The organism is Amycolatopsis sp. PSD-21, from assembly GCF_055561455.1.
Map to the genome: position 1 here is coordinate 2492261 of NZ_CM145712.1, position 26679 is coordinate 2518939.

General features: G+C 69.5%; 29 protein-coding genes and 1 tRNA gene. 25 read left to right on the forward strand and 5 right to left on the reverse strand.

The annotated features are described in order from the left end of the window. The first annotated feature begins 13 nt into the window (after positions 1-13). Genes ACZ1DY_RS12100 through ACZ1DY_RS12135 form a run of 8 tightly spaced genes read left to right on the forward strand, consistent with a single transcriptional unit; the run spans position 14 to position 5637 of the window. Positions 14-763 carry an RDD family protein gene (locus tag ACZ1DY_RS12100; RefSeq protein WP_465484368.1) on the forward strand — a complete coding sequence of 250 codons (750 nt, stop codon included), beginning with the start codon at positions 14-16 and terminating at the stop codon, positions 761-763. Positions 764-817: 54 nt separating this feature from the next. Continuing rightward, positions 818-1288, forward strand: a complete 471-nt coding sequence (locus tag ACZ1DY_RS12105; RefSeq protein ID WP_185926925.1) for a CD225/dispanin family protein — start codon at positions 818-820, stop codon at positions 1286-1288. A 38-nt stretch (positions 1289-1326) separates the two neighbouring features. Next, positions 1327-1761 carry a CD225/dispanin family protein gene (locus ACZ1DY_RS12110; RefSeq protein ID WP_257488247.1) on the forward strand — a complete coding sequence of 145 codons (435 nt, stop codon included), beginning with the start codon at positions 1327-1329 and terminating at the stop codon, positions 1759-1761. Between the two features lie 55 nt (positions 1762-1816). After that, positions 1817-2578 (forward strand): DNA repair protein RecO, encoded by a 762-nt coding sequence (gene recO / locus ACZ1DY_RS12115; protein ID WP_125676128.1) that lies wholly within the window; start codon positions 1817-1819, stop codon positions 2576-2578. Between the two features lie 39 nt (positions 2579-2617). Beyond that, positions 2618-3439, forward strand: coding sequence for an isoprenyl transferase (locus ACZ1DY_RS12120; protein ID WP_037342848.1), 822 nt, complete (start codon positions 2618-2620; stop codon positions 3437-3439). Next, positions 3436-3858, forward strand: coding sequence for a hypothetical protein (locus tag ACZ1DY_RS12125; RefSeq protein WP_005158775.1), 423 nt, complete (start codon positions 3436-3438; stop codon positions 3856-3858). The genes ACZ1DY_RS12120 and ACZ1DY_RS12125 overlap by 4 nt, the downstream gene beginning before the upstream one ends. 37 nt (positions 3859-3895) lie before the next feature. After that, on the forward strand, positions 3896-4912 hold the full coding sequence (locus ACZ1DY_RS12130; RefSeq protein ID WP_465484369.1) for a permease: 1017 nt from the start codon (positions 3896-3898) through the stop codon (positions 4910-4912). After that, complete coding sequence (locus tag ACZ1DY_RS12135; RefSeq protein ID WP_465484370.1) at positions 4909-5637, forward strand: TIGR03943 family putative permease subunit; 729 nt, start codon at positions 4909-4911, stop codon at positions 5635-5637. The genes ACZ1DY_RS12130 and ACZ1DY_RS12135 overlap by 4 nt, the downstream gene beginning before the upstream one ends. Before the next feature lie 141 nt (positions 5638-5778). Here the strand turns inward: ACZ1DY_RS12135 and ACZ1DY_RS12140 are convergent, their stop codons facing one another. Both ACZ1DY_RS12140 and ACZ1DY_RS12145 read right to left on the reverse strand, forming a co-directional pair. Next, positions 5779-6192, reverse strand: a complete 414-nt coding sequence (locus ACZ1DY_RS12140) for a Fur family transcriptional regulator (RefSeq protein ID WP_034316411.1) — start codon at positions 6190-6192, stop codon at positions 5779-5781. A gap of 2 nt (positions 6193-6194) precedes the next feature. Continuing rightward, on the reverse strand, positions 6195-6578 hold the full coding sequence (locus tag ACZ1DY_RS12145; protein WP_126729475.1) for an ArsR/SmtB family transcription factor: 384 nt from the start codon (positions 6576-6578) through the stop codon (positions 6195-6197). A 262-nt stretch (positions 6579-6840) separates the two neighbouring features. Between ACZ1DY_RS12145 and ACZ1DY_RS12150 the strand changes: the two genes are divergently transcribed. From ACZ1DY_RS12150 to ACZ1DY_RS12205, 12 genes are all read left to right on the forward strand, one after another. Then, the gene (locus tag ACZ1DY_RS12150) at positions 6841-7911 is read left to right on the forward strand and encodes a hypothetical protein (protein WP_257488244.1); all 1071 of its coding nucleotides are present in this window, start codon (positions 6841-6843) and stop codon (positions 7909-7911) included. 6 nt (positions 7912-7917) lie between these two features. Then, a complete protein-coding gene (locus tag ACZ1DY_RS12155; RefSeq protein WP_465484371.1) occupies positions 7918-8550 on the forward strand; it encodes a class F sortase in 633 nt (210 codons plus the stop codon). A 116-nt stretch (positions 8551-8666) separates the two neighbouring features. Beyond that, entirely contained in the window at positions 8667-9329 is a 663-nt protein-coding gene (locus tag ACZ1DY_RS12160; RefSeq protein WP_126729470.1) for a class F sortase, read from the forward strand. Between the two features lie 91 nt (positions 9330-9420). Further along, a complete protein-coding gene (locus ACZ1DY_RS12165; protein WP_034316415.1) occupies positions 9421-10809 on the forward strand; it encodes a glycine--tRNA ligase in 1389 nt (462 codons plus the stop codon). Positions 10810-11216: 407 nt separating this feature from the next. Next, entirely contained in the window at positions 11217-12137 is a 921-nt protein-coding gene (locus ACZ1DY_RS12170) for an ABC transporter ATP-binding protein (protein WP_465484372.1), read from the forward strand. Then, positions 12134-12862: an ABC transporter permease gene (locus ACZ1DY_RS12175; RefSeq protein WP_465484373.1), complete on the forward strand. Its 729-nt coding sequence runs from the start codon at positions 12134-12136 to the stop codon at positions 12860-12862. Before ACZ1DY_RS12170 ends, ACZ1DY_RS12175 begins: the two co-directional genes overlap by 4 nt. Positions 12863-12877: 15 nt before the next feature. Beyond that, positions 12878-14074 carry a sensor histidine kinase gene (locus tag ACZ1DY_RS12180; RefSeq protein ID WP_257488239.1) on the forward strand — a complete coding sequence of 399 codons (1197 nt, stop codon included), beginning with the start codon at positions 12878-12880 and terminating at the stop codon, positions 14072-14074. Further along, a complete protein-coding gene (locus ACZ1DY_RS12185) occupies positions 14071-14676 on the forward strand; it encodes a response regulator transcription factor (protein ID WP_257488238.1) in 606 nt (201 codons plus the stop codon). Before ACZ1DY_RS12180 ends, ACZ1DY_RS12185 begins: the two co-directional genes overlap by 4 nt. Positions 14677-14708: 32 nt before the next feature. Continuing rightward, positions 14709-15362 (forward strand): YdcF family protein, encoded by a 654-nt coding sequence (locus ACZ1DY_RS12190; protein WP_465484374.1) that lies wholly within the window; start codon positions 14709-14711, stop codon positions 15360-15362. Between the two features lie 39 nt (positions 15363-15401). Then, positions 15402-16670: a deoxyguanosinetriphosphate triphosphohydrolase gene (locus ACZ1DY_RS12195; protein ID WP_465484375.1), complete on the forward strand. Its 1269-nt coding sequence runs from the start codon at positions 15402-15404 to the stop codon at positions 16668-16670. Between the two features lie 277 nt (positions 16671-16947). Then, positions 16948-18024 (forward strand): serpin family protein, encoded by a 1077-nt coding sequence (locus ACZ1DY_RS12200; RefSeq protein ID WP_257488236.1) that lies wholly within the window; start codon positions 16948-16950, stop codon positions 18022-18024. A 9-nt stretch (positions 18025-18033) separates the two neighbouring features. After that, positions 18034-19833: a glycosyl transferase gene (locus ACZ1DY_RS12205; protein WP_126729458.1), complete on the forward strand. Its 1800-nt coding sequence runs from the start codon at positions 18034-18036 to the stop codon at positions 19831-19833. Here the strand turns inward: ACZ1DY_RS12205 and ACZ1DY_RS12210 are convergent. Further along, positions 19823-21058 carry an aldehyde dehydrogenase family protein gene (locus tag ACZ1DY_RS12210; protein WP_465484376.1) on the reverse strand — a complete coding sequence of 412 codons (1236 nt, stop codon included), beginning with the start codon at positions 21056-21058 and terminating at the stop codon, positions 19823-19825. The two genes, ACZ1DY_RS12205 and ACZ1DY_RS12210, sit on opposite strands and share 11 nt — an antisense overlap. A 186-nt stretch (positions 21059-21244) precedes the next feature. Between ACZ1DY_RS12210 and ACZ1DY_RS12215 the strand changes: the two genes are divergently transcribed. Next, a complete protein-coding gene (locus tag ACZ1DY_RS12215; protein ID WP_016332491.1) occupies positions 21245-21811 on the forward strand; it encodes a carboxymuconolactone decarboxylase family protein in 567 nt (188 codons plus the stop codon). Between the two features lie 59 nt (positions 21812-21870). On the opposite strand, the gene ACZ1DY_RS12220 is transcribed toward ACZ1DY_RS12215, so the two are convergent. After that, positions 21871-22809 (reverse strand): sigma-70 family RNA polymerase sigma factor, encoded by a 939-nt coding sequence (locus ACZ1DY_RS12220; protein WP_465484377.1) that lies wholly within the window; start codon positions 22807-22809, stop codon positions 21871-21873. A 45-nt stretch (positions 22810-22854) separates the two neighbouring features. On the opposite strand from ACZ1DY_RS12220, the gene dnaG reads away from it, so the two are divergent. The 3 genes from dnaG to ACZ1DY_RS12235 are packed head-to-tail and all read left to right on the forward strand — an operon-like array spanning position 22855 to position 26063. Continuing rightward, on the forward strand, positions 22855-24762 hold the full coding sequence (gene dnaG / locus ACZ1DY_RS12225; protein ID WP_465484378.1) for a DNA primase: 1908 nt from the start codon (positions 22855-22857) through the stop codon (positions 24760-24762). Between the two features lie 2 nt (positions 24763-24764). Continuing rightward, positions 24765-25265, forward strand: a complete 501-nt coding sequence (locus tag ACZ1DY_RS12230) for a hypothetical protein (protein ID WP_465484379.1) — start codon at positions 24765-24767, stop codon at positions 25263-25265. Between the two features lie 33 nt (positions 25266-25298). After that, positions 25299-26063, forward strand: a complete 765-nt coding sequence (locus ACZ1DY_RS12235) for a trans-aconitate 2-methyltransferase (protein WP_257488232.1) — start codon at positions 25299-25301, stop codon at positions 26061-26063. Between the two features lie 79 nt (positions 26064-26142). Here ACZ1DY_RS12235 and ACZ1DY_RS12240 read toward each other — a convergent pair whose 3' ends face one another. Next, positions 26143-26322: a hypothetical protein gene (locus ACZ1DY_RS12240; protein ID WP_007031230.1), complete on the reverse strand. Its 180-nt coding sequence runs from the start codon at positions 26320-26322 to the stop codon at positions 26143-26145. 163 nt (positions 26323-26485) lie between these two features. Here ACZ1DY_RS12240 and ACZ1DY_RS12245 point away from each other — a divergent pair. After that, positions 26486-26558 (forward strand) — tRNA-Asn (locus ACZ1DY_RS12245). The last annotated feature ends 121 nt before the right edge of the window (positions 26559-26679 follow it).

The window sequence follows — 26679 nt, forward strand, 5'->3', positions numbered from 1 at the left end:
CGGCCCGATCGTCGTGCTGCCGATCATCGGCGCGATCATCTCGGCGGTGGGGCCCGAAACGCTCGGTCTGTTCATCGCCGGCCTCGGCTACCTCGCAGGCTTCGCTTGGACCGTCTACAACCGGTGGATCAGGATGGGCACCACCGGCCAGTCGCTCGGCAAGAAGATCCTGAAGATCAAGCTCGTCCGCGAGAGCGATGGGCAGCCGATCGGCCCGTTGATGGCCTTCGTCCGGGACCTGTGCCACAACCTCGACGGCTGGGTCTGCGGTCTCGGTTACCTCTGGCCGCTCTGGGACGAGAAGAACCAGACGTTCGCCGACAAGATCCTCAGCACCGTCGTCGTGCCGGGCGAGGCCGACGCCGCGCCCGCGTCGGCGCCGTTCGGCCAGTCGCCGGGATTCCCCGCGCCGCCGCAGCCGGCTTCGTCGTCGTTCCCCGCGCCGCCCTCGCCGTTCGGCCAGCAACCGCAGCAGCAACAGCCGGTCGGCGCGCCCCAGCAGCCACAGGCGTTCGGGCAGCAGCCGTCCCAGCCGTTCGGGCAGCAGCCGCAGGGAACCGCGGCGCCGTCCGCGGAGTCCGAGCCTGGACCGGCCCTGGGCGAGGCCGAGCCGACGCAGGTCCTCCGCCCGGGACAGCAACCTCAGCAGGCGCCGTCCGGGTTCGACGAAGCCGAGCCGACGCAGAAGATCACCCCGGAGCAGCTGAGGCAGCAGTTGCCCGGAGCGGATGGGCCGAACGGGCCCGGAACACCGCAGAAGTAAGGAACGACCGGCGGGATCCACCCGTCGGGAAGCACGACACAAGTGGGGAACCCGATGACGAACCCGTACGGCCAGCAGCCCGGCCCCGGCCAGCAACCCTATGGCCAGCAGCCTCAGCCCGGATACGGACCCCCGTCCGGCGCCACGCCCGCGCCGTACGGCCAGCCTTCCGGCCCGAACCCGATGCCGTACGGCCAGCCGGCGCCGTATGGCCAGCCCGCGCCGTACGGTCAGCCCGCGCCCTACGGCGCCCCGGGCGGGATGCCCGGTGGCGGCGGTGACATCAACTCGATCCCGGACTACAAGGGCTGGGCGATCGGGTGCATCTTCCTCTGCTGGATCATCGCGATCTTCGCGATCATGAAGTCCAACGAGGTCAACACCTACAAGATGCAGGGCAACTACGCCGCCGCCATGGACGCGTCGAAGTCGACGAAGACCATGTGCATGATCGCCTCGATCATCGGCGGGGTCGGCTGCCTGTTCTCCATTCTCTGGATCGTCCTGGTCGCCGCGAGCATCTAGCCCGACCCGAAGCCGAAAGAACAACGAGGACCACTTTCATGACCAACCCCTACGGCCAGCAGCAGCCCTATGGACAGCAGCAGCCTGGCTATGGGCCGCCTTCCGGTGGCATGCCCGCTCCCTACGGGCAGCCCGCTCCGTACGGCCAGCCCGCTCCTTACGGCGCTCCGGGCGGTATGCCCGGCGGTGACATCAACGCCATCAAGGACTACAAGGGCTGGGCGATCGGCTGCATCTTCCTCTTCTGGATCATCGCGATCTTCGCGATCATGAAGTCCAACGAGGTCAACACCTACAAGATGCAGGGCAACTACGCCGCCGCCATGGACGCGTCGAAGTCGACGAAGACGCTCTGCCTGATCGCCACCATCATCGGTGGCGTCGGCTGCCTGCTTTCGATCGTGTGGATCATCTTCGCCGTCGTCCTGGCGACGAGCGCGTCGACTTACAGCTGCTACGGCAGCTACTGCTGATTTCGTTTCCGGGGCGCACCACCCCGATGTCGGTCCCAGGTGGGACGATGTCGGGGTGGTGAACCTCTATCGCGACACCGGAGTGGTGTTGCGGACGCACAAGCTGGGTGAGGCCGACCGGATCGTCACCCTGCTCACGCGGCGGCACGGCAAGGTCCGTGCGGTCGCGAAAGGCGTGCGTCGGACGTCATCGCGCTTCGGGGCGCGGCTGGAGCCGTTCGGCCACGTCGACGTCCAGTTCTACACCGGCCGCTCCCTCGACGTGATCACCCAGGTCGAGACGGTCGACGCCTTCGCGCTGCCGCTGGTGGCCGACTACCAGCGCTACACCGCCGCGAGCGCCATCGCCGAGACGGCGGACCGGTTGTCCGCCGAAGAGGGCGAGCCGGTGCTCAAGCTCTACATGCTCGTCGTCGGCGCCCTTCGCGCGCTCGCGGGCGGGGAGCGGGACAGTTCCCTCATCCTCGACGCCTTCTTCCTGCGCGCCATGGCCTACGCCGGCTGGGCGCCCGCGATCACCGAATGCGCCCGCTGCGGCCTGCCCGGGCCGCACAAGGCGTTCAGCGTGTCCGCCGGCGGCTCGATGTGCCCGGATTGCCGGGTCCCCGGCTGCGTCCACCCCTCCCCGGAGGTGCTGACGCTGCTCGCGGCGCTCCTGCACGGCGAGTGGCCGGTGGCCGAGGCTTCGCAGCCGGTGCCGCGGCGGGACGCGTCCGGCCTGGTCGCGGCCCATCTGCAGTGGCATCTGGAGCGCCAGTTGCGGTCGCTGCCGCTGGTGGAGAGGCGTGCGCGGGAGACCAGCACGCAGGCGCAGTAGGGTCGCAGGCACAGGTTCGCTCGATCAGGAGGCTCGAAGGTGCTGCGCAGGGGACGCGAGAACAAGGCGTCACAATTCGAACTTCGCGCGCCGGAGCCGCATCCGTCCGGTGCCCGGCCGCCGGAGATCCCCAAGGAACTCCTCCCGAAGCATGTGGCGCTGGTGATGGACGGCAACGGCCGCTGGGCCAACCAGCGGGGACTGCCGCGGATCGAAGGCCACAAACGCGGTGAAGCGGTGATGATCGACGTCGCCAGCGGTGCCGTGGAGCTGGGCGTCAAATGGCTGTCGGTGTACGCGTTCTCGACCGAGAACTGGAAGCGGAGCCCGGAGGAGGTCCGCTTCCTGATGGGCTTCAACCGCGACACCATCCGCCGCCAGGTCGACTACCTCGGTTCGATCGGCGTCCGCATCCGCTGGGCGGGCCGCCGTCCCAAGCTGTGGGCGAGCGTCATCAAGGAACTGCAGGTCGCCGAGGAGAAGACCAAGCACAACACGGCGCTGAACATGACCATGTGCGTCAACTACGGCGGCCGCGCCGAGCTGGGCGACGCCATGCGCCGGATCGCGCAGGACGTCGCCGACGGGAAGCTGAACCCGGACAAGGTCACCGAGAAGACCATCGGGAAGTACCTGTACCAGCCCGACATGCCGGACGTGGACCTGTTCCTGCGGCCGTCGGGGGAGCAGCGCACGTCGAACTTCCTGCTCTGGCAGTCGGCCTACGCCGAGATGGTCTACCAGGACACGCTCTTCCCGGACTTCGACCGCACCCACCTGTGGCGGGCCTGCCTCGAGTTCGCGAAACGGGACCGCCGCTTCGGCGGGGCCGTCGACAAGGCTTCGGAAGGAACCTCATGACCACCGAGGCGGCGGACACGGCGGCCCTGCTCACCTCCGCGCGGGAAGCCCTCGAGCGCTATCTCGAAGTCCACGTCGACGACGACGGCGCGCTGACCTTCTCGCACGCGGACGTCCCGTGCGTCATCCAGGCGACCCGGCTGGCCGAAGGGCTGACCGTGCTGAGCCTGACCTGCGTCGTCGCCTGGGACCTGCCGGACGACCCGGCGATCGCGGCCTCGGCGGCGGAACGCGCCGGACAGGGCCTGTTCGGGACGCTCGGTGTCGTGCGTTCGGAGAAGGGCATCGACATCACGCTGAGGTACGCGTTCCCGGCCGAGGGCATGGATCCCTCGCCGCTCGGAACGCTGCTCATGCTGGTCGTGTCGACGGCGTCGCAGCTGCGTTCGGACCTCCTGGGGACCGCTCCCGGGGAGTGACCGCCGGAACGCTGGGTCACCTGGCATCATCGCGCGCATGGAAACCATTTCCAGAAGCGCCCCGGAGCGGAAGCCGGCCCGGCGGTTCAAGATCACCTCGATCGAGGTGCTCTGCGCGATCCTGCTGATCGCGATCCTCGGGCAGAGCTGGCTCCAGCAGGTGTTCGACGTTCCCGCGCTGCGGACCGGCTCGACGGTGTTCGTCGCGGTCTGCGTGCAGGCGCTGCCGTTCCTGGTGCTCGGGGTGCTGATCAGTGGCGCGATCGCGGCGTTCGTGCCCGCGCGGGTGCTGGAGAAGGTGCTTCCCCGCCGGGCCGGTGCGGCGGTCGGTGTCGCGGGGCTGGCCGGGGTCGCCCTGCCGGGTTGTGAATGCGCGTCGGTGCCGGTCGCGCGGCGGCTGATCGGGCAGGGTGTCGTGCCCGCGGCCGCGCTGACGTTCCTGCTGGCCGCGCCCGCGGTGAACCCGGTGGTGCTGGTCGCGACCGCGGTGGCGTTCCCGGGGAACCCGGAGATGGTGTTCGCCCGGTTCGCCGGTTCGCTCGCCACGGCGATGGTGATGGGCTGGCTGTGGGCGAAGTGGGGCAAGCTCGACTGGATCGCGGAGCGCGCCTTGCGGCGTCTCCCCGAGGTCCAGCACGGCTCGCGCTGGAAGACCTTCGCCGAGACAGCGCGGGCGGACCTGGTCGAGGCGGGCGGGTTCCTGGTGCTCGGCGCGATGGTCGCCGCCGCGATGAACGTCCTGGTACCCGCGAAGTGGTTCGGGGTGCTGGGGGAGCAGATCGTGCTCGGCGTGCTGGTGATGGCCGTGCTCGCCGTCGTGCTGGCGCTGTGCAGCGAGGCGGACGCCTTCGTCGCCGCGTCGCTGACCGCGATGCCGCTGCTGCCGAAGCTGGTGTTCCTGGTGGTCGGGCCCGCGATCGACGTGAAGCTGTTCGCGCTGCAGACCGGTACCTTCGGCAAGTCGTTCGCGCTGCGGTTCGCGCCCGTGACGTTCGTGGTCGCGCTCAGCTGCGCGGTCGTCTCGGGCACGCTGATCCTCGGAGGTGGCGTGTGAAACGCGAGACCCAGAACATCCTGCTGATCCTGCTCGGCGGGGCGCTGCTCAAGATCACGATCAACGGCGACTACCTGCGCTACGTCAAACCCGCGCAGCAGCCGTGGATCATCGCCGGCGGCGCGGTGATGGTCGCGCTGGGCGCGGTCGCGATCGTCCGTGACCTGCTGGCCGCCCGCGCGACCGCCGCCGCCGTGTCCGGGGACGTCCACGCGCACGAGCACAACACCCGGTCGGCCTGGTTGCTGATGGTGCCGGTGCTGGCCGTGTTCCTGGTCGCGCCGCCCGCGCTGGGCGCCGATTCGGTGACCCGCACGGAGGCCAGGGCGCCGCAAAGCGCTTCGGCGAGCAACGCGGCCGCCTTCCCGCCGCTGCCCGCCGGGGATGTGGTCGCGTTGGAGGTCAACGAATTCGTCAGCCGGGCGGGCTGGGATTCCAGTGGCTCGCTGAACGGGCGGACGGTGCGGCTGTCCGGGTTCGTGGTGCACAACGAGGGCAACACGATGCTGGCCAGGATGGTGATCGGCTGCTGTGCCGCCGACGCGTACCCGATCACCGTGCGGATGGTGGGCGAGGGCGCGTCGGGGTTCGGGGACGACACCTGGCTGGAGGTCACCGGGACGGTCGTGCCGGGAACCGCGGTGCGGGAGAACAGCTACATGCCGGACTTGACGCTCACGTCGGTGCGGCAGGTGCCGGCGCCGAAGGACCCGTACGAGTACTGACGCCCGGACCGGGTCGGTACTCGGGGTCCTGCTGGGCGATGTGCCCTGGCGATCATGTCGCGAAAGCCACTTTCGAGACGTCTGGTGTCCCGAAAGTGGCTTTCGCGACACCACCTCAAGAACCAGGCCCGGTGACGCCCGTCAGTGGTTCGAGCAGGTCCCGACGATCTCCACGGTGTGGCTGATGTCGGAGAACCCGTGCTCCGAGGCGATCTTCTCGGCCCACCGCTCCACGGCCGGGCCCTCGACCTCGACGGTGCTGCCGCAGATCCGGCACACCAGGTGATGGTGGTGGTGCGACGAGCAGCGCCGGTAGATGGCCTCGCCGGTGTCGGTGCGCAGGACGTCGATCTCGCCGGCCTCCGAGAGCGACTGCAGCGTCCGGTACACCGTGGTGAGCCCGATACCGTCGCCACGTTTGCGCAGCTCGTCGTGCAGTTCCTGGGCGGAACGGAAGTCGTCGATCTCCTTGAGCAGCTCCACCACGGCGGCCCGCTGTTTCGTCGACCGGCGTCCCGGCACCGGCGCGGAACTGTTGGCCGTCGTCGGACTCATGCTCACTTCCCCTCCTGAACGTGGGCTACGGCGTCCACCACGATATGCGCAAGGTGATCGTCGACCAGCCGGTACACCACCTCACGGCCGCGTCGCTCACCCTGTACGACCCCCGCGGTCTTCAGTACCCGCAGGTGCTGGCTGATCAGCGGCTGCGCGACATCGAGCGTGTCCACCAGTTCGTGGACGCACCGGTCCGCGTTACGCAGCTGCAGCACGATGGCGATGCGCACGGGGGCGGCGAGGGCCCGGAGCAGGTCACCCGCGTCCGCGAGCACGGCGGGCGAGGCCGACACGGCGGGTTCGGCGGGGGGACGGGCGGACGAATGCGGTCCGGGGTCCTCCGCGAGGCCCGCGGCGGCCGAATCCGGGGTCACCGTAGCCATCGCGGCCTCCAAGTCCATCATGATTTCCGAAGTCATTGCCAGTAACAGTCCAGTCCATCTTAGTGTTCCCGTCCCCGCTGGTCTGTTCGCCGACCGGGCGACCACTTGGCGGCGACGTTACTGCTCCATTCGGGTGACTTCGCGAAGAAATGACCATTCCGCTTCGCATGTCGTCGCCAACGGTGCAAGGTTGTCGCGGAGCGTTTCGTCGCTTCACACTGACGACCGCGCTCAGAGTGCCCGGAGAAGGCAGTGGGGAGACATGACTCGTTTCGTGACGAAGCTGGCCGCCGCGACGGCGGCCGTCGCTTTGGCCTCGGTTCCGGGGCTCGCCTCGGCGCAGACGACGAAGGCCGTCGATGAGAAGACCGGCCCCGTGTCGTTCGCGAACGTGGCGTCGGTGCGGATCGGGAACCCGGGATCGCTGATCACCGAGACCCAGCGTTCGCCGTTGACGCCCGGCCAGTCGAAACTCTCCCCGGACCGCACTGTCGTCCCGCGTGACGCCGGCGAGCAGGGCACCCTCGGTGACAAATGGGCCATCAACCTGGGCCGCTACGGCGCGCAGAGCCCGTTCCCGGCCGGGATCGCCAGCCGTGATCACAACGTGGTCGCCGCGCTGCAGCAGACCACGGTCCCGACGGCGGTCGCGGAAAGCAACTACGCCCTGATCGACAACGGGCGCGGCGGCGCGAAGCCGCTCGACAACACCGTGCTGGTGCTCGAAGGCGCGAAGAGCTCGGTCGACTGTGCCGCGCCGGGCAAGGCGACGTCGTCGACGAGCGTGGGCAAGATCTGGGTACGGGACCAGAACGGCGACCTCAAGCCATCCGGTGCTTCGGGTGTCGACGTCAAGGGGCTCAAGCTCGGCCCGCCGTCGATGATCAAGAACGAGAGCCTCAGCAAGGACAAGACCACCTCCGACCTGACCGTCACGCGCGTGACCGCCTTCGACCAGCTCATCCGCCAGGACGGCTGGCGCGCCGGCGACGTGACCGCGGTCGCGGGCTGGAAGGTGGACATCGTCACGCACGTGCGCGACGAGACCGGCAAGGATCTGCGAGAGGCCCGCACGACGGTCGTGCTCGGTGGCGTGAGCTGCGCGATCCCGAGGAACTTCGTGGCGAAGCCCGCCGGCGGTACGGGACCGGGCGCGGCGCCCGAGCAGCCCGCGGTGCCGGGGACGGTGCCCGCGGGCGGTATCCCGCCGCAGGCCGACGACTCGACGCGGACCGTGGTCGGGCTCGGGCTGCTGGGCGGCGGCATCCTCGTCGGCGCCGCGGCCATGCTGATGCTTCGCCGTCGCAAGCCCGTGCCGGTGCGGGAGAAGTAGCGGCCCGTGCGGCCCTGGCTGGCGGGACTGTCCGCCGTGGTCACCGCGATCGCGATCTCGGCGGGCGTGGTCGTGCTGACCTGGATCCCGCCGGAATCGCCGGCGGTCTCGTTCGCCGAACCCGCGGTCATGCCGGGTGAGGACGGCGCTCCCTTGGCGCTGCCCGCCGACAGCTCGAAACGGGGGCAGCGCCCCGGCACGATCCGCCTGCCCGAAGGCGGGTCGGCGAGACTCGTCCGCTCCGAGGTCACCGCTCAGGGTGTCCTCCCGATCCCGCGCGGTCTCGGCGACGCGGCGTGGTGGGGTGTGCGGCTCGGCGCGGAAGCGGGTACGTCGCTGATCTCCGGGCACGTCAACTGGGGTGGCGTCAAAGGGCCGTTCGACGAGCTGTGGCGGATGCGCGAGGGCCAGGAGGTGGCCGTCAGCGACGCGGCGGGCGGTATCTGGGTCTATCGCGTGCGCGAGGTCGTCACCGTGCACAAGAACGACCTGCCCGCGCAGGCGGCGAAGCTGTTCGCGCAGAGCGGGCCGCACCGGCTGGTGCTGGTCACCTGCGGCGGCGACTACCTCGGGGGTACGGACGGCTACCGGGACAACCGGGTCGTCGTCGCGACTCCCGTTTCCGGGCCGCCCGCCTGATTCCCGCATTCAGAGGACGAAATGCGGGAAGTCGGTGCAACCACTCGCGGCTCGCGTCGCGTGTCTAGCCACACCGGCCGCTCCGGCGGCTCGACGCGAGCAAGGAGTAATACCCGATGGTGGGACAGATCGACGACGGCACGGCGAGCGAGGAGCGGCCGAAAAAGCGCTCCAGCCTGGGGTTGATCCTCATCGGCGCCGCGATCTTCGTGGTGGCGGCCGTGGTCGCGGTGCTGGTGTTCACCGGAAAGAGTGATCCTGTCGTCGCGGCCGCCCCCGGTCAGGCGGACACGTCGGCGGGGCAGCAGGCGCAGGCCCCGGCCGACACGGGACAGGCGCCCGGCACGGTCAGGCTCCCCGGTGGCGGCACGGCGAAACTGATCCGCAAGGAACTGACCGCGGACGGGACCCTCCCCATCCCCGAGGGTCTCGACGAAGCCACCTGGTGGGGCGCGAAACTGGGCGCCGACCAGGGCGCTTCCCTGCTTTCCGGGCATGTGAACTGGAAGGGGAAGAAGGGCCCGTTCGACGAACTGTGGCGGCTCAAGACCGGCCAGCAGGTCGACGTCGTCGACACCGACGGCGGCAAGTGGGTCTACAAGATCGGCGAGGTCGTCACCGTGCACAAGACGAAGCTCGCCGAACAGTCGGAAAAGCTGTTCGGACCGGACGGGCCGCATCGGCTGGTGCTGGTCACCTGTGGTGGCGAGTACGTCGGCGGGACCGACGGTTACGAGGACAACCGCATCGTCACCGCCTCGTTGGTCAGCAGGCCCTGAGCGGTCCGACCTCGCCGGAGGTCGTGCGGGGACGGGCGGTTAGTCTTGTCCTTCTAGTCCATACCCGTCCCCGCATGCTTCGGAGCGTGGAGTGCCCGCCAACACCATTGAGACCGTCGTCAGCCTGTGCAAGCGTCGAGGCTTCGTTTTCCCGTGTGGAGAGATCTACGGCGGTACCAAGTCGGCGTGGGACTACGGGCCCCTCGGTGTCGAACTCAAGGACAACATCAAGCGCCAGTGGTGGAAGACCGTCGTGCAGAGCCGCGACGACGTCGTCGGCCTCGACTCCTCGGTCATCCTGCCGCGCCAGGTGTGGGTCGCGTCGGGTCACCTCGACGTCTTCACCGACCCGCTGATCGAATGTCTGTCCTGCCACAAGCGTTTCCGCGCCGACCAGCTGGCCGAGGACTTCTCCGCCCGGTCGGGCAAGGAGGTGTCCGAGGACGACCTGTCCGAGGTGCCGTGCCCGAACTGCGGCACCCGCGGGCAGTACACCGCGCCGCGTGACTTCAACATGATGCTGAAGACCTACCTCGGCCCGGTCGAGTCCGAGGAGGGCGTGCACTACCTCCGCCCGGAGACCGCGCAGGGCATCTTCATCAACTTCCTCAACGTGCAGACCGCGGCACGCAAGAAGCCGCCGTTCGGCATCGGCCAGATCGGCAAGTCGTTCCGGAACGAGATCACGCCGGGCAACTTCATCTTCCGCACGCGCGAGTTCGAGCAGATGGAGATGGAGTTCTTCGTCGAGCCGGGCGAGGACGAGACCTGGCACCAGTACTGGATCGACGCGCGCACCGAGTGGTACAAGGACCTCGGGATCAAGGCGGACAACCTCCGTCTTTACGAGCACCCGAAGGAAAAGCTCTCCCACTACTCGAAGCGCACCGTCGACATCGAGTACCGCTTCGCGTTCAACGCGGGCCAGGAATGGGGCGAGCTCGAAGGCATCGCGAACCGCACCGACTTCGACCTCACCACGCACTCGAACCACTCCGGCGTCGACCTGTCGTTCTTCGACCAGGCCACGAAGCAGCGGTTCCGCCCGTTCGTCATCGAGCCCGCGGCCGGTGTCGGCCGGTCGATGATGGCGTTCCTCGTCGACGCCTACCACGAGGAAGAGGTGCCGAACGCCAAGGGCAGCACCGACACCCGCGCGGTGCTCAAGCTGGACTACCGGCTCGCGCCGTTCAAGGTCGCCGTGCTCCCGTTGTCGCGCAACGCCGACCTCACGCCGAAGGCGCGCGACGTCGCCGCGGCGCTGCGCAAGCACTGGAACGTCGACTTCGACGACGCGGGCGCGATCGGCCGCCGCTACCGGCGCCAGGACGAGATCGGGACGCCGTACTGCGTCACCGTCGACTTCGATTCGCTCAACGACCACGCGGTGACCGTGCGGGAGCGCGACACCATGGCGCAGGAGCGGGTCGCGATCGACAAGCTGGAGTCCTACCTGGCGGGGCGTCTGATCGGCGCCTGAGTTCCGGCTGGGAAGTACGTGAAGGCCCCCTTCATTGCGTTAGGCGCAGTGAAGGGGGCCTTCACGTACTTGCCTTCGCGTGTCTGGATGGACGGCACGCGTGATCCGACGGACGACACGCGTGATTGGACGGACGACACGCTCGCGACCGGGCTCCGGCGCGAGTCGTCCGTCTGGACACGTGTGCCGTCCGTCCAATCACGCCTGTCGTCCCTTCGATCACGCCGAACCGCTTGCCCAGGCTTCGCCGGCGTTGCGAAAGCCACTTTCGCAACGTTGAAGGTTGCGAAAGTGGCTTTCGCAACGTCGCCCCACCGGCGCCGACCCCCCCACCCCTGACAACTGTCACCCTCAGGTCGTGACGCGCGGCCCAAGGCCGGGACGCCCCCGCGCGACAAGCTCTGAGTATGCGAGAACAAGACATCACCGCGGGGGCGGCGGTCCGGCTTTCCGGGCTGCGTAAGCACTATGGGGACGTCCACGCCGTCGACGGCGTGGACCTGACGATCGCGCCGGGCGAGGTGGTCGCCCTCCTCGGCCCCAACGGCGCGGGCAAATCCACCACGGTCGACATGATCCTGGGGCTCTCGAAACCCGATGCCGGCACCGTGACCGTCTTCGGGCGGGAGCCGGGTGACGCGGTCGGCGACGGGATGATCGGCGCGATGCTGCAGGGCGGCGCGCTCGTCGAGGATCTCACGGTCGCGGAGACCGTCGGCATGGTCGCGGCGCTGCACCGCGAGCCGATGCCCGTGCGCGAGGCGTTGCGCCGCGCCGGGATCGAGGACATCGCGAACCGGCGCTCCACCAAGCTTTCCGGTGGGCAGAAGCAGCGCGTGCGGTTCGCCGTCGCGCTGGTGAGTGACCCCGATCTGCTGCTCCTCGACGAGCCGACCGCCGCGATGGACGTCGGCACGCGCCGCGAGTTCTGGAAGTCCATGTACGAGTACACGAACTCCGGCCGCACGGTCCTGTTCGCGACCCACTATCTCGAAGAGGCCGAAGAGTTCGCCGACCGTGTCGTGCTGATGCGGTCGGGCCGGATCGTCGCGGACGGTTCGGTCGCGCAGGTCCGTGCGCTGGCCGGGGGACGCACGATCCGCGCGGTGGGGGTGCCCGCGGCGGCGGAGCCGGTGATCGCGGCGCTGCCCGCGGTCACCGGTCACGAACTCCGCGCCGGCCGCGTGGCGATCTCCAGTTCCGATTCCGACGCGACGCTGCGGGCGCTGCTGGCCCACGTACCCGAAGCCCACGACATCGAGATCAGCGCCGTCGGCCTCGAAGGCGCGTTCCTGTCCCTGACCACCAGCGAGGAAGCCGTCCGATGAACCCGACCTACCTCAAGACCGAGATCGTCCGCACCTTCCGTTCGACCAGGTTCGTGCTCTTCGCGGTCGCCTTCCCGGTGCTGATGTTCCTGTTGCAGGCCAACGTCTTCGCCGCGGGCGAAGTGAACATCGCGGGCGTGATCATGGTCAACATGATGGCCTTCGGGGCCTTCTCCGCCGCGATGACGAGCGGCGCGAAACTCGCCATCGAGCGGTCCACCGGCTGGCAGCGCCAGCTGCGGCTGACGCCGTTGACCGGCGCCGGCTACCTCGGCGGCAAGGCGCTCTCGGCGATGCTCGTCGCGCTCCCGTCGCTGCTCGTCGTCCCGCTGGTCGGTGTCCTCTTCCAAGGTGTCCACCTCGACGCCGCCGGCTGGCTGCGGCTCGTGGCGGGTATCTGGCTCGGCGCGATCCCGCTGGTGCTGCTCGGTCTCCTGCTCGGCCAGTTCGGCACGCCGGAGTCGATGCAGCCGCTGAACATGATCGTCATGATGGGCATGGGGTTCCTCGGCGGCCTGTGGATCCCGATCGACGGGATGCCGTCGTGGATGGCCGACGTCGCCAAGGTGACGCCCACGTATTGGCTGATCCAGCTGGTCCGCCCGGTCGTCACCGACCATCTCACGGTGAGTCTCCCGGCCGCGCTCGGTGTGCTGGCGGCGTGGACCGCGGTCCTCGGGACGCTCGTGATCAGGCGTTACCGTAAGGACAGTGCGCGGGTCTGAGAAATGGGTGAACCGGTGAGTGACTACCCGGGCAGGGTCGAGACGGGCTTGAACAGCCGGGAGAACTGGTGGGCGGACATGCCGCCGCGAACCGGCCGGGGACCTCGGCCGAGGCGGTGGGTGTTCTTCGGCCTCGCCTTCATCGTGCCCGGCTTCGCCCCCGCCGTGGTCGATCTGGCCACCGACGGTGCGACCGCGAAAGAGCTGGTGATCGCCGTTCTCCTGCTCTTCTACGGCTCCTGCTACGTGCTGTTCCCGCTCAGCCTGCGGCCTTCCCGGCGGAAGACGACCTACGTCTTCTCGGTGCTGATGCTGCTCATCGGTCTCGCCCTCGTGTTCCTGCACGACAACAACCCGTACGTCCTGATCTACGCGACGGCGGTGCTGGCCTTCACGCTGCCGCCGGCGTGGGCGGTGATCCTGGACGGCGGCGCCCTGCTGCTGGTGCTGGCCGTCCACCTGGTCCTCGGGAAGGACGACTTCGGCGATCTCATCGCGGTCACCTCGATCACGGCGGCGATGTTCTTCATGGCGAACCTGGTCCGCGCGGTGCGGAAACTGGAGGCGGCGAACCAGGAGATCGCGACGCTCGCGGTGGCGGGCGAACGCGAACGCCTGGCGCGGGATCTGCACGACATCCTCGGCCACAGCCTCACCACCATCACGGTCAAGGCCGGGCTCGCCCGCCGGATCCTGGAGAGCGGCAAGGACGACCCCCGCGCGCTACAGGAGATCCGCGAGGTCGAGGGCCTGACCCGCAGCGCGCTCTCGGACATCCGGGCCACGGTCTCCGAGTATCGCGAGGTGTCGCTGTCGGCGGAGGTCGCCGGGGCGCGGGCGGCGTTGCGGGCGGCCGAGATCGACGCGGATCTGCCGCACGCGGTGGACAACGTCGATCCCGCCCTGCAGCGCACTTTCGGTTACGTGCTGCGGGAAGCGGTCACCAACGTGATCCGGCATTCCGGGGCGAAACGGGTGAAAGTCCGCTTCGGCAAGACCTGGCTGGAAGTCGAGGACGACGGTGAAGGCGGCGACGCGACGGCGGGCAACGGCCTGCGCGGTCTCACCGAACGGTTGGACGCGGTCGGCGGGACCTTGACCGCCACCACGCCACCTGGGGGAGGATGGCTCGTCCGGGCGGAGGTACCCGAGTCCGCCTTCCGGAGCGGCGCGCCCGCGCCACTCTCCGATCCCACGGGAGGCTGCGCGTGATCCGGGTCCTGCTCGCCGACGACCAGGCGATGGTGCGCGGGGCGCTGGCCACCGTGCTCGGCCTCGAAGCCGACATCGAGGTGGTCGCCCAGGTCGGCTCGGGAGACGAAGTGCTCCAGCGGGCGAAGGAGACGGCCCCGGACGTCGCGCTGCTCGACGTCCAGATGCCCGGCAAGGACGGTCTCGAAGCCGCCGCCGAGCTGCACGGCGCGCTTCCGCTGTGCCGGATCATCATCTGCACCACCTTCGGCAGGCCCGGGTATCTCTCGCGGGCGATGGCCGCGGGCGCCGCGGGGTTCGTCGTCAAGGACGCTCCGCCGGAGCAGCTCGTGGACGCCGTCCGGCGGGTCCACGGCGGGCTCCGGGTGGTCGATCCGGCGCTCGCCGCGGAATCGCTCGCCACCGGCGCGAGCCCGCTCACCGGACGCGAACACGACGTCCTCAGTGCCGCCAAGGACGGCCGCACGGTGGCCGACATCGCCCGTGCCCTGCACCTTTCCGAAGGCACCGTGCGCAACCATCTTTCGGCCGCGATGGGCAAGACCGGGGCGAGGACCCGGGCCGAGGCGGTGCGGCTCGCGGAAGAGCACGGCTGGCTCTGAGATCGACTCCCCGCTCTGCGAGAATCACCCACGTGAGTACCGCCGAACGGACGAAACCGACTCGCGCGAACTGGGTTCGCCGGATAGTGGCGGGATTCCTGCTGGTCGTCGTCGCGGTGATCGGCGGAACGGCGTTCCGGGTCTGGCAGGTCGCGCGTGAGGACGTGCGCGACCGGGCCGACGTCATCGTGGTGCTCGGCGCGGCCCAGTACAACGGCAGGCCGTCGGAGATCTTCCAGGCCCGGCTGGCCAAGGCGAAGACGCTGTACGACCAGGGCGTGGCGAAGGTGATCGTCACCGCGGGCGGCAAGAAGGCGGACGACAACTACACCGAGGCGCACGCGGGCGCGCAGTGGCTGCGCAAACGCGGCGTGCCCACGTCGGCGACACTGCCGGTCGGCGAGGGGAGCGACACGCTGCGGAGCCTCCGCGCGGTCGCCGAGCAGGTCCAGAAACGGGGCTGGAAGACCGCTGTGCTGGTCAGCGACCCGTGGCACTCCTTCCGCGCGCGGGTGATGGCCGACGACCTCGGCCTCGAGACCTGGACGTCGCCGACCCATCGCGGCCCGGTCGTGCAGACCCGCGAGACGCAGGCGCGCTACATCGTCCGCGAGACCGGCGCGCTGCTGTACTACCGCCTCACGAAGTCGCCGGCGGACAGTCTGTTCGGTACCGGCGAGGTCTGACGACCGATAAGTGTCGGTGAGCACGTTTAGTCTGGTCGGGTGGACACCTACACCGAGGCCGACAGGGCGCGCCTGCTGCCCGAGCGGCCCAAGGGCGCGGCGTTGGAAGGTGCCGCGGACGGGCGGAGCGCCTTCGCCCGCGATCGTGCCCGAGTGCTGCACTCGGCCGCTCTGCGCCGGCTGGCGGGCAAGACCCAGGTGGTCGGCCCGGGTGAAGGGGCCGAGGTCAGCGGTGTGCCCCGCACGCGGCTGACGCATTCGCTGGAGGTCGCGCAGATCGGCAGGGGTATCGCGGACGAGCTGGGCGCGGATCCGGATCTGGTGGACACGGCGGGCCTCGCGCACGACATCGGGCATCCGCCGTTCGGGCACAACGGCGAGCGCGCGCTGAACGAGGTCGCCCAGCCGTGCGGTGGTTTCGAGGGCAACGCGCAGACGTTGCGGATCCTGACCAGGCTGGAGCCCAAGGTCCTGCTCGAAGGCGGGCTCGTCGGCGGGCTGAACCTCACCCGCGCCTGTCTCGACGCCTCGATGAAGTACCCGTGGCAACGTGAAGAAGGCAATGCGAAGTACGGCGTCTACGCCGACGACGCCGAGGTGTTCGCGTGGGTCCGGGAAGGGGCGCCGGAGCGCCGCACCTGCCTCGAAGCGCAGATCATGGACTGGTCCGACGACGTCGCCTATTCCGTGCACGACGTCGAAGACGGAGTACTGGCCGGGCGGATCTCGTTGCGGGTGCTGGCCGACCCGGAGGAACGCGCGGCGGTGGCCGAGGCGGCGCGGCGGTTTTCGCACCGGTCGCAGTCCACTTTGGAGGGTGCGGCGAAGGAACTGCTCGACCTGCCGGTGGTCGCAGAACTCAGCGAACCGGGGCTCGACGGGTCGCTCAAGGCGCAGGTCGCGTTGAAACGGCTGACGAGCGAGCTGGTCGGCCGGTTCGCGACGGCGGTCGTCGGCGCGACACGGCAGGTGTACGGCGAAGGGCCGTTGAGCCGCTACGCCGCGCGGCTGGTCATCCCGGAGCAGGTCGCGGCCGAGGTCGCGTTGCTCAAGGCGCTCGCGCTGCGGTACGTGATGAGCGACAAGCGGCGTCTCGCGATGCAGGACGGCCAGCGTCAGATGCTCGCCGAGCTGGTCGTCGCGCTGTGCCGCCGCGCGCCCGATTCGCTGGACGGCCTGTTCCTGCCCGCGTGGGAGGCCGCCTCGGACGACGCGGCCCGGTTGCGCGTGGTCGTCGACCAGGTGGCGTCGCTCACGGATGCGCAGGCGTACGCATGGCACGCCTGGCACACGGGCCGCCACGGCTGAGAAGGCCGAGCCGCCCGCTCACCCTGCCCCGGCCGACGTTGCGAAAGCCACTTTCGCAACCTTCAACGTTGCGAAAGTGGCTTTCGCAACGTCGGCGGGGGCGGGGAGGAGTCGAGGACCGGCCCAGGGACCGCCGAACAGGTCGCGAAAGCCACTTTCGCGACGTCTGGTGTCCCGAAAGTGGCTTTCGCGACATGCCGGCTCGGCGCCGCCCCTCGGACAAGGCGGAACTTTCGGACAGGAGACGGGCGGCCCCGTCCACGGTACGGTCTGCGGCATGGGCGCTGTCGAAAGCCACCTCCGGTTTGGTCTGGACCTCTATCGGGTGCTGGCGAGCCGCGCGGAGAACGCGTGCTTCTCGCCGTACTCGATCGCGAGCGCGCTCGGCCTGGTGACCCAGGCCGCCAAGGGCAAGACCAGAGAAGAGCTGATCGCGCTGCTCGGCGACCCGGACGAGCTGGCCGACCTGCTGGGCAAGGCCTCGTCGCTGCTCGACGACGGTCCCGAACTTGCGGTCGCGAACACGCTCTGGGCCTGGGACGGGCTCCCGCTCGAAGACTCCTTCCGCGAGGAGCTCGCCACCTGGCCGGGCGGGAAGGTCGAAAGCGCCCCGTTCGGCGATGATCCGGAGGCCGCGCGGCGGCTGATCAACGCCGACGTCGCCGAGGCCACCCGCGAACTGATCCCCGAACTGCTGAAGCCGGGGACCGTCGCACGGGACACCGTCGCCGCGATCGTCAACGCCCTGTATCTCAAAACCGCCTGGACCAACCCGTTCTCGAGTGACAACACCGCGCCCGCGGACTTCCACGCGCCGTCCGGCACCCGTACGGTGCCGACGATGTGGCTCGAAAAGCAGCTCGACCACACCCACGAGGACGGCTGGCAGGTCGTCCGCCTCGGTGCCGAGGGCGGGGTGGAGGCGATCGTCCTGCTGCCGGACGGCGATCTCGACGACGCCGAGCTGGACGCGGGCAAGCTGGCGCGGCTGCTGGAGAACACGCGGTCCAAGACCATCGCCCTGTCGCTGCCGAAACTCGATCTCGACGTCGACAGCCCGCTGACGGCGAAACTCCAGGAACTCGGTGTGCGGACGATGTTCACCGCCGACGCCGACCTCACCGGGCTCGCCGACGACGACCGGCTCGAAGTGTCCGAGGTCGTCCACCAGTCCGTGCTCCGCATCGACGAACAAGGCCTCGAAGGCGCCGCCGCGACGGCGGTGCTGATGCGGCTGACGTCGCTCATCGTCGACGAACCGCTCGAAGTCGCCGTCGATCGCCCCTTCCTTCTGCTCGTCAGGCATGCCTCGACGGGTGTGATCTACTTTCTCGCCCGCGTAGTCGAGCCGTGAGGACGGTCCGTGAGTCTTTTCCAGGCTGAGGCGGAGGTGGAGGCCGAGAAGACTCCCACGAGACCCCGCCGGTTCGCCGCCGCCGACGCCGCCATCATGGGCGGCTTCCTGCTGTTCGCCTTCCTGCTCTACAACGGGCTCTGGCTCGACCTCGAGGAGGGCTATCTCTGGAACAGCGCGTCGGACCAGAACCTGTGGGAGTGGTTCTTCTCCGTCACCGCGGACAACGTGCTGCACCTGAGGAATCCGCTCAGCACGCATTTCCAGAACCATCCGCTCGGCGTGAACCTGATGGCCAACACGGCCATGCTCGGCATCGGCATCCCGCTCTCGCCGGTCACGCTCACCTTCGGCCCGACGGTCACCTGGGCCATCGCGCTCACCGGCGGTCTCGCCGGCACCGCGGCCGCCTGGTACTGGGTGTTCTCGCGGCATCTGGTCACCCACCGGGTCGGCGCGGCCATCGGCGGCGCCTTCGTCGGCTTCGCCCCGCCGATGATCTCGCACGGCAACGCGCACCCGAACTTCGTCGCCTGGTTCGTCCTGCCGTTCATCGCGCTGCTGGTCTTCAAGATCGCCCGCGGCGAACGCCCCGTCCGCAACGGGATCTTCCTCGGCCTGCTGGCGGCGTACCAGATCTTCCTCGGCGAGGAACCGCTGCTGATCTTCGCGATGGCGTTCGCGATCTTCGCCATCGCCTACTTCGCGACGAACCACCGCGAGTTCCCGCCGATGGCGAAACCACTGGGGATCGGCGTCGGCATTGGGGTCCTCGTGGCCCTCGTGCTGTGCGCTTTCCCGCTGTGGTGGCAGTTCTTCGGCCCGCAGAGCTATCAGGCGATCGAGCACGGCCCGGTCGGGAACGACACGGCCGCGTTCACCCGGTTCGCGACGCAGTCGGTCGCCGGGCAGCCGCAGGCCGCCGCGGACGTGTCGATGAACCGCACCGAGGAGAACGCCTTCTTCGGCTGGCCGTTGATCGTGCTGATGGTCGTCATCACCGTCTGGCTGTGGCGCGAGGTCTTCGCGCGGGCGCTGGCGATCTCCATGTTCGTGATGGCGTGGCTCTCGCTCGGCGTGCAGATCATCGTGGTGCACGAGGAAACCGGCATCCCGGGACCGTGGAAGCTCTTCTCGGAGCTGCCGCTGTTCGAGTCGCTGCTGGAATCGCGGCTCGCGATGGGCTGCATCCCGCTGATCGGCGCGCTGCTGGCGTTGGCCACCGAGCGCGTCTACGCGGTCGCGTCGAAACTCCCCGAAGTGCCGGGGGAGCGGCGATTCCCGTTGCGGTTGCTGTGGATCGGTGTCGTCATCGCGGTCCTGCTGCCGATCGCGCCGACCCAGCTGATCGTGAAGGAACGGCCGCCGACACCGCGGTTCCTCGCCGACGGCACCTGGCGGAGCTACGTCGCGCCCGGCGGGACCGTGGTACCCGTGCCGTTGCCGAGTTCCGGCGAATCCGAACCGCTGCACTGGCAGATCGACGCCGGACTCGGCTATTCGATGCCGGAGGGGTACTTCGTCGGGCCGAGCGGCCCGGACGACAAACGCGGCCGCTACGGCGCCGTCCAGCGGCCGACCTCGGTCATCTTCGACCAGATCAAGCAGACCGGCGTACCGGCGACGATCACCGAATCGCAGCGGGTGCAGGCACTGGAGGATCTGCGGTACTGGAACGCCGACGTGCTCGTGCTGATCCCGCGCGAACACCAGGACGCCTTCCGGACCACTGTGGACCTGCTGCTGCGGAAACCCGCCGAGTTCGTCGACGGCGTCTGGGTGTGGGACGTCCGGACGATCACCCCCTGAGGCCGGCGCGGCTCGCGGACCACCGCGAGCCCACCGGCATCGCGAGGTGCGCGTTGACCCGGACCGTCCCGCTGCCGAGCCGAGCCGCGACCTCGGCGGCGTACTCCTCGTCCGTGCCCCACACCGAACCGCACAGGCCGGGCGCCGTGGCGTTCGCCAGCCCGACCGCCTCGTCCACTGTGGAGCATCGGACGACCGGCAGCACCGGGCCGAACTGTTCCTCGGTCACGACTCGCATCCCGTCGTGCGCCTCGGCGAGGATCGCCGGGGCGAAGAAGTACCCGGGTCCGTCGAGCGGCCCGCCGGTCACGATCCGCGCGCCGTCCGCGCGTGCCTCGTCGGTGAGTCGGGTGACGCGGTCGTACCGCGGCCGGTTGTTCACCGGACCGAGTTGTGTCCCGGGGGCGCGTCCGTCGCCGACCACCACTCGCGCCGCCACGGCCGCGAGCGCCTCGACGACGCCGTCGTAGCCGGGCCCGACGGCGTAGACCCGCTCGATCGCCACGCCGATCTGACCGCAGTTGGCGAACGCGCTCCAGAACAGCCGTTCCGCGATCGCGGCCGGATCCGTGCCGGGGAGGACGATCGCGGGATCGTTGCCGCCCAGTTCCAGTGTCAGCCGCCGCCATTCCGGCGCGGCCGCCATCCGTTTCCCGGTGTCGGCCGAGCCGGTGAAGTCGACCTGCCGGATCCCGGGATGGGCGAGCAGGCGCTCGCCGAGGGGATCCCGTCCGGTGAGCACGGTCAGCACGCCCGGCGGCAGCACCTGCGCCAGCATCCGGCCGAGATGCAGCGTGGTGAGCGGGGTGCGAGGCGACGGCTTGAGCACCACCGTGTTCCCGGCGGCGAACGCCGGCGCGAGCTTCGCGACGGCCGACTGCACGGGGAAGTTCCACGGCGTGATCGCGGCGACCGGTCCGCCGCCGTCGGCCCGCGGCTCCGGCCGCAGCCCGGCGAAGTACCGGAACCGCGACGCCGCCTCGGCGAACTCGGCTTCGGCCTCGTGAAGCGGTTTCCCCTGCTCTTCGGAGAGCACGGGGGCCAGCACGGGCGCGGCCTCCTCGACGACGACCGCGCACGACGTCAGCGCCGCGTGCCGGTCCGAGACGTGCCAAGCGGGCCATGCCCCGGCGGCGGCGCGGACCGCTTTGTCGACCTCGGCGGGCCCGCAGTCGGGGACGGCCGTGATCCGTTGTCCGGTGGCGGGGTCCTCGACGGCGAGCATCGTTCCTCCTGGGGGAGGGGAAAGGGCCGACTCGCCAGCCTACCGTCGATGATCGACTGGGGGTTCCGGCGAAAAGGCGAAATCGAGGCCCCGACCGGCCGCGTGGCGCGCGTCACCGGCGTCACTGTCACGTCCGTACGGGCCGTCTCGTCCATTCGGTGACCGCAACCGCACGAGGAGGACACCATGCCGCGTATTCCCGCCGTGAAGACCGCCGAGGCCGGCTTCCTGCTGAAGCTGTTCTACAAGTTCGCCGGCAAGCGCTTCGGCGCCGTGCCCGAGCCGATGGCCGTCTACGCGCACCACCCGGCGCTGCTCCGGGCGAACGGCATGCACGAAATGATGGCGGAGAAGGCCAGCAAGACGCTGCCGTCGAACGTGCGCGAGCTGGCCGTGTACCGCGTCGCGACCCAGCTCGGCTGCTCGTGGTGCATCGACTTCGGGACCATGCTGCAACTGCACGAGGGCCTCGACATCGAACGGCTGAAGAACATCGACGACTACGCGAAGTCGCCCGCCTTCACCCACCAGGAACGGCTCGCGCTCGCGTACGCCGACGCGATGACCGCGAGCCCGGTGACCGCCACCGACGAGCAGGTCGCCGAGCTGGAACGCGAGTTCGGCCGCAAGGGCGTCATCGAGCTGACCTACCAGATCGGCCTGGAGAACATGCGTGCCCGGATGAACAGCGCGCTCGACATCACCGCGCAGGGCTTCACCTCGGGCGACGCCTGCAAGATCCCGCTTCCCTGAAAGACTCCCGCGTTTAGTCCTCTGAATGCGCCCGGGCGCATTCAGAGGACTAAACGCGGTCAGGGGCCGACGCGGGTCCGCGCGGTGGTGAGCTTGTCCGGATTCGCCATGTCGTAGATCGCGACGATCTTCCCGTCGCGGATGACGAACGCGTCGACGTGCTCGTCGAGCGCCCGGTATCCCTCGGAGGCGGCCTGCGGCGGGATGTAGAGCCCGAGATCGCCGTTGACCAGCGCGGGCCTCGCCTGCTCCATCCCGGCCGGGTCGTACATCCGCATGAGGCCCTGGAACAGCCGGGTGACCTTGTCGAACCCGGCGACCGTGCGCACCGCCGTGCGCGCCTTGCCGCCGCCGTCGCCGACCAGGACGACGTCGGGATGCAGCACCTCGGCCACCGCCTGGATGTCGCCGGTGAGCATCGCGGTCATGAACTTCTCGATGATCTGCTGCTGCTCGGCGAGCGCCGTCCGGGGCGGCGGATCGGCGTCGGCGACCGCGCGGCGACCGCGGGAACCGTGCTGGCGCGCGGTTTCCGGCGTGCAGCCCAGGATCTCGGCGATCTCCCCGAACGGCACAGAGAACGCGTCGTGCAGGACGAACGCGACGCGTTGCTCCGGCGTCAGCCGGTCGAGGACCACCATCGCCGCCATGCGCATGCCGTCGTCGCGGACGGCGACGGTCAGCGGATCCTCCGACGACGGCGTCCCCAGCGGGCCGAGGACCGGTTCGGGCAGCCATTCGCCGACGTACCGCTCGCGGCGCACCACCGCGGACCGCAGCCGGTCGAGGCAGATGCGGCTGACGACGGTGGTCAGCCAGCCCTTCTGGTCTTCGATGGCCGAGCGGCGCTGTTCGTCCAGGCCGCTCAGGCGCAGCCACGACTCTTGGACCGCGTCCTCGGCGTCGGACAGCGTGCCGGTCAGCCGGTAGGCGACCGAGACCAGATGGGGGCGCAACGCGGCGAAGTTCCCGGCGAGTTCGTCCAGGGCGGTGCTCATTCCCCGAGTGTGCCGCACAGTGCTCCGGACACGGGAACTAGAGTGATGAGCGTGGCAGGACGGATTCGGGAAAGCGACATCGCGGAGGTGCGCGAGCGTAACCGGATCGACGAGGTCATCGGTGACTACGTGGCCCTCCGCAACGCCGGCGGCGGCAGCCTGAAAGGGCTTTGCCCGTTCCACAACGAGAAGACCCCGTCGTTCAATGTGCGCCCCACCCACGGCACCTTCCACTGCTTCGGCTGCGGCGAAGGCGGTGACGTGATCAAGTTCATCCAGAAGATGGACCTGATCTCGTTCGTGGAAGCCGTCGAGCGCCTCGCGGATCGCGTGGGGTTCCGGCTGACCTACGAAGGCGGTGGCGGAAGCGTCCAGCGTGATCGCGGCACCCGCGCCCGGCTGATCGAGGCGCACCGCGCGGCGCAGGAGTTCTACGCCGAGCAGCTGCTCACCCCGGACGCGCGGGCGGCGCGGGACTTCCTGTCCGAACGGGGTTTCGACGCGGCCGCCGCGCAGACGTTCGGCTGCGGCTACGCGCCGGCGGGCTGGGACAAGCTCACGAAGCATCTGCTCAACCGCGGGTTCGAGGTCAAGGAACTGCTCACGGCCGGGCTGGCCAAGGAGGGGCAGCGCGGGCCGATGGACCGGTTCAACCGGCGGCTGCTCTGGCCCATCCGCGACGTCGGCAACGAGGTGGTCGGGTTCGGCGCGCGGCGCCTGTACGACGACGACCGCGTCTCGGCGAAGTACCTGAACACGGCGGAATCGCCGATCTACAGGAAGTCGCAGGTGATGTTCGGCCTCGACCTGGCCAAACGCGAGATCGCGAAGCGGCACCAGGTCGTCGTCGTCGAGGGCTACACAGACGTGATGGCGATGCACGCCGCGGGCGTCCCGACGGCCGTCGCGTCCTCGGGCACCGCGTTCGGCGAGGACCACATGAAGGTCCTCCGGCGGCTGATGATGGACGACGACGCCTTCCGCGGCGAAGTGATCTTCACCTTCGACGGTGACGAAGCGGGCCAGAAGGCGGCGCTGAAGGCGTTCGAGGGCGACCAGACCTTCGCGGGGCAGACCTACATCGCGGTCGCCCCCGACGGCATGGACCCGTGCGAACTGCGGCTCGCCAAGGGCGACGCCGCGGTGCGCGACCTGGTCGCGCGGCGCATCCCGCTGTTCGAGTTCGCGATCAAGAGCATGCTCAAGGCGTTCGACCTCGACTCCGTCGACGGTCAGGTGGCGGCGCTGCAGAAGACCGTCCCGATGGTCGCGGGGATCAGGGACCGCGCCAGCCGCGACGGTTACGCGTCGAAACTCGCGTGGTGGGTCGGCTGGCAGGACGCGGCGCAGGTGGTGAACCGGGTGCGCGGCAGCGCGGGGGCGGCGGCGAAACGTTCCGCAACCATCGAGGTCCGGCGGCCCGCTCCTTCCTCGGCGGCGGCCGCGGCCGAGGAGGACCTGCCCCGGCCCGCGCCCGGCGACCCGCGGTTCATCGCGCAGCGTGAGGCGCTCAAGGCGGCGTTGCAGCAGCCGATGCTCGCCGGGGCCGAGTACGACGCGCTCCCCGAGGACGCTTTCACTCATCCGGTTTATGTCGCCATCCACAAGGCGCTGCTGTCCGCCGGGGGAGCGGGTTCCGGGCTGACCGGGCCCGCCCTGCTCGACGCCGCCGCCCAGCACTGTCCGCAGGGGACGGTGCGGCGAGTGCTCAGCGAGCTTTCGGTGGAACCGTTGCGCGCCAAGGGCGAGGTCGATTCGCGCTACATCTCCGCGCAGCTCGCGGCGGTGCAGGAGAGCCTCGTCGGCCGCCAGATCAACGAGATCAAGTCGAAGCTGCAGCGGCTTTCCCCGGTCGAGGCGCCGGACGACTACCGCGCCCTGTTCGGCGACCTCGTCGCGCTCGAGCAGTACCGGAAGGCGCTGAAGGAACAGGCCATCGGCGGATTGGACTGAGCATGGGCTGGCTGCGTCACCTGCTGGGTGACCGTGTCCCGGTGGATTTCGACGGCACGCTGGACGACGGCGAGCACGTCGTCGGGAGCGCGGCGGTCGAGGGCGGCGGATATCTGCTGGTCACCGCGCTGGGGCTGTGGATCCCGGGGCCGCGCCGGGTCGGCTGGCATCTGGTCGGCAAGGCCGCGTGGTCCGACGGGGTGCTGACGCTGACCGAGTCCGAGGAGACCGGGACGGCGGGGAACGCCGTCCTGCTGGCCGACAAGACCCCGGTCCGGTTCCGGCTGCCCAAACCCGGCAAGGTCCCGATCCTGGTGCGGCAGCGGGTCGACGGCTCCGTCCGGGGACGGCACCGCAAGGACCTCGAAACCGGCGGAGCGTGGTTCGTCGAGCGCAAGGTCCCCGGTCAGGACGGCACGGTGCTGCAGGTGCGGCCCGATCCGGGCACCGACGCCGACGTCGTCAAGGCGATCGCCGAAGAAGCGGCAAGGAAGCTGGCCTAGCAGTACACTCGTACTGTATCGCTGGGAGGCGCCATGTGGGATCCGGTCAAGTACCTCGACTACGCCGACCTGCGGGCCAGGCCGTTCCACGACCTCATGGCACGGATACCGGCCGACAATCCCCGCCGCGTCGCCGACCTCGGCTGCGGTCCTGGAAACCTGACCGCCGGTCTGGCGGAACGCTGGCCCGGCGCGGTCATCGAGGCGAGCGACAGCTCACCCGAAATGGTCGAAGCGGCTCGCTCACGGGGCGTCGACGCACGAGTGCTCGACGTCAACGACTGGGTGCCCGAGCCGGACACCGACGTGGTCATCTCGAACGCCGTGCTCCAGTGGGTCCCGGAGCACCGTCGCCTGCTCCGCCGCTGGGTGGATCTCTTGCCGTCCGGGGCGACGCTCGCGTTCCAGGTCCCCGGCAACTTCGATGCGCCGTCGCACGCCCTGGTCCGCGCCCTCGCGCGCACCGAGGAATGGGCTCCGCGCCTCGCCGACGTCGTCCTGCGGGAGAACGAGGCCGTCGACAGCCCGCTCGGCTACGGGAACCTGCTGGCCGACGCGGGATGCGCCGTCGACGCCTGGGAGACGACGTACCTGCAGCGGCTGACCGGTGAGGACGCCGTACTCGAATGGATCACCGGCACCTCGCTGCGGCCGGTCAAGGAGGCGCTGCCGGGGGAGGACTGGGACCACTTCCGCGCCCAGATCGCCCGGAAGCTGGACGAGGCCTACCCGCCGCGTCCCGACGGGACCACCTGGTTCGAGTTCCGGCGCGTCTTCGTGGTCGCCGTCGTGGGCTGAAGGGGCCATTCCCCTCGTCAGATGTAGTGAAAGGGCCCTTCGCCGCGTCGCATGCGGCGAAGGGCCCTTTCGGCTCAGGTCAGCGCTGAGGCCGCCCGAACCGCTCACCGACCTTGGCGCGAGCGACCCCGGCGGCGCCCTGCACCATGGGGTGGTCAGCGATCTTGCGGTAGGTCCGCACGATCTGCTCGTACCGCCCCCGGCCGGCCTTCGCGCCCAGCACGTAGCCCGCGGCCGCGCCCAGCAGGAACATCTTCATCCGAGTCCACGCCTCCGTTCGATCTTGCTCCAGCTGTCATTGTCCCTCAAAACGCGAGCTTGACGAGGTGCTCCCCAAAGTGGGGGGTGGGTGCGCGGCCGCCGGAGGGCATGGGCTAAAGTTCTCTCATCGGTCGGAGCGATCCGGCCGGTACGGAGCACAATCCCCTGTAGCTCAACTGGCAGAGCATTCGGCTGTTAACCGGAGGGTTCTTGGTTCGAGTCCAAGCGGGGGAGCTTAAGCCCAGGTCAAGCGACCTGGGCTTCTTCGTGTCTGGACACCAGGGGCGATTTAGTGTCGATTTTGACGCCCGTCCAAATGATCGCCCGGTAGCTGCTGTAGCGACCCGGTCGATGC

Coding starts and splice junctions, on each gene's coding strand:
- ACZ1DY_RS12130 (WP_465484369.1), top strand. CDS start 3,896: ATGGAAACCATTTCCAGAAGCGCCCCGGAGCGGAAGCCGGCCCGGCGG.
- ACZ1DY_RS12230 (WP_465484379.1), top strand. CDS start 24,765: ATGGGCTGGCTGCGTCACCTGCTGGGTGACCGTGTCCCGGTGGATTTC.
- ACZ1DY_RS12150 (WP_257488244.1), top strand. CDS start 6,841: ATGACTCGTTTCGTGACGAAGCTGGCCGCCGCGACGGCGGCCGTCGCT.
- ACZ1DY_RS12220 (WP_465484377.1), bottom strand. CDS start 22,809: ATGAGCACCGCCCTGGACGAACTCGCCGGGAACTTCGCCGCGTTGCGC.
- ACZ1DY_RS12215 (WP_016332491.1), top strand. CDS start 21,245: ATGCCGCGTATTCCCGCCGTGAAGACCGCCGAGGCCGGCTTCCTGCTG.
- dnaG (WP_465484378.1), top strand. CDS start 22,855: ATGAGCGTGGCAGGACGGATTCGGGAAAGCGACATCGCGGAGGTGCGC.
- ACZ1DY_RS12175 (WP_465484373.1), top strand. CDS start 12,134: ATGAACCCGACCTACCTCAAGACCGAGATCGTCCGCACCTTCCGTTCG.
- ACZ1DY_RS12235 (WP_257488232.1), top strand. CDS start 25,299: ATGTGGGATCCGGTCAAGTACCTCGACTACGCCGACCTGCGGGCCAGG.
- ACZ1DY_RS12105 (WP_185926925.1), top strand. CDS start 818: ATGACGAACCCGTACGGCCAGCAGCCCGGCCCCGGCCAGCAACCCTAT.
- ACZ1DY_RS12145 (WP_126729475.1), bottom strand. CDS start 6,578: ATGGCTACGGTGACCCCGGATTCGGCCGCCGCGGGCCTCGCGGAGGAC.
- ACZ1DY_RS12240 (WP_007031230.1), bottom strand. CDS start 26,322: ATGAAGATGTTCCTGCTGGGCGCGGCCGCGGGCTACGTGCTGGGCGCG.
- ACZ1DY_RS12140 (WP_034316411.1), bottom strand. CDS start 6,192: ATGAGTCCGACGACGGCCAACAGTTCCGCGCCGGTGCCGGGACGCCGG.
- ACZ1DY_RS12160 (WP_126729470.1), top strand. CDS start 8,667: ATGGTGGGACAGATCGACGACGGCACGGCGAGCGAGGAGCGGCCGAAA.
- ACZ1DY_RS12125 (WP_005158775.1), top strand. CDS start 3,436: ATGACCACCGAGGCGGCGGACACGGCGGCCCTGCTCACCTCCGCGCGG.
- ACZ1DY_RS12110 (WP_257488247.1), top strand. CDS start 1,327: ATGACCAACCCCTACGGCCAGCAGCAGCCCTATGGACAGCAGCAGCCT.
- ACZ1DY_RS12200 (WP_257488236.1), top strand. CDS start 16,948: ATGGGCGCTGTCGAAAGCCACCTCCGGTTTGGTCTGGACCTCTATCGG.
- ACZ1DY_RS12210 (WP_465484376.1), bottom strand. CDS start 21,058: ATGCTCGCCGTCGAGGACCCCGCCACCGGACAACGGATCACGGCCGTC.
- ACZ1DY_RS12170 (WP_465484372.1), top strand. CDS start 11,217: ATGCGAGAACAAGACATCACCGCGGGGGCGGCGGTCCGGCTTTCCGGG.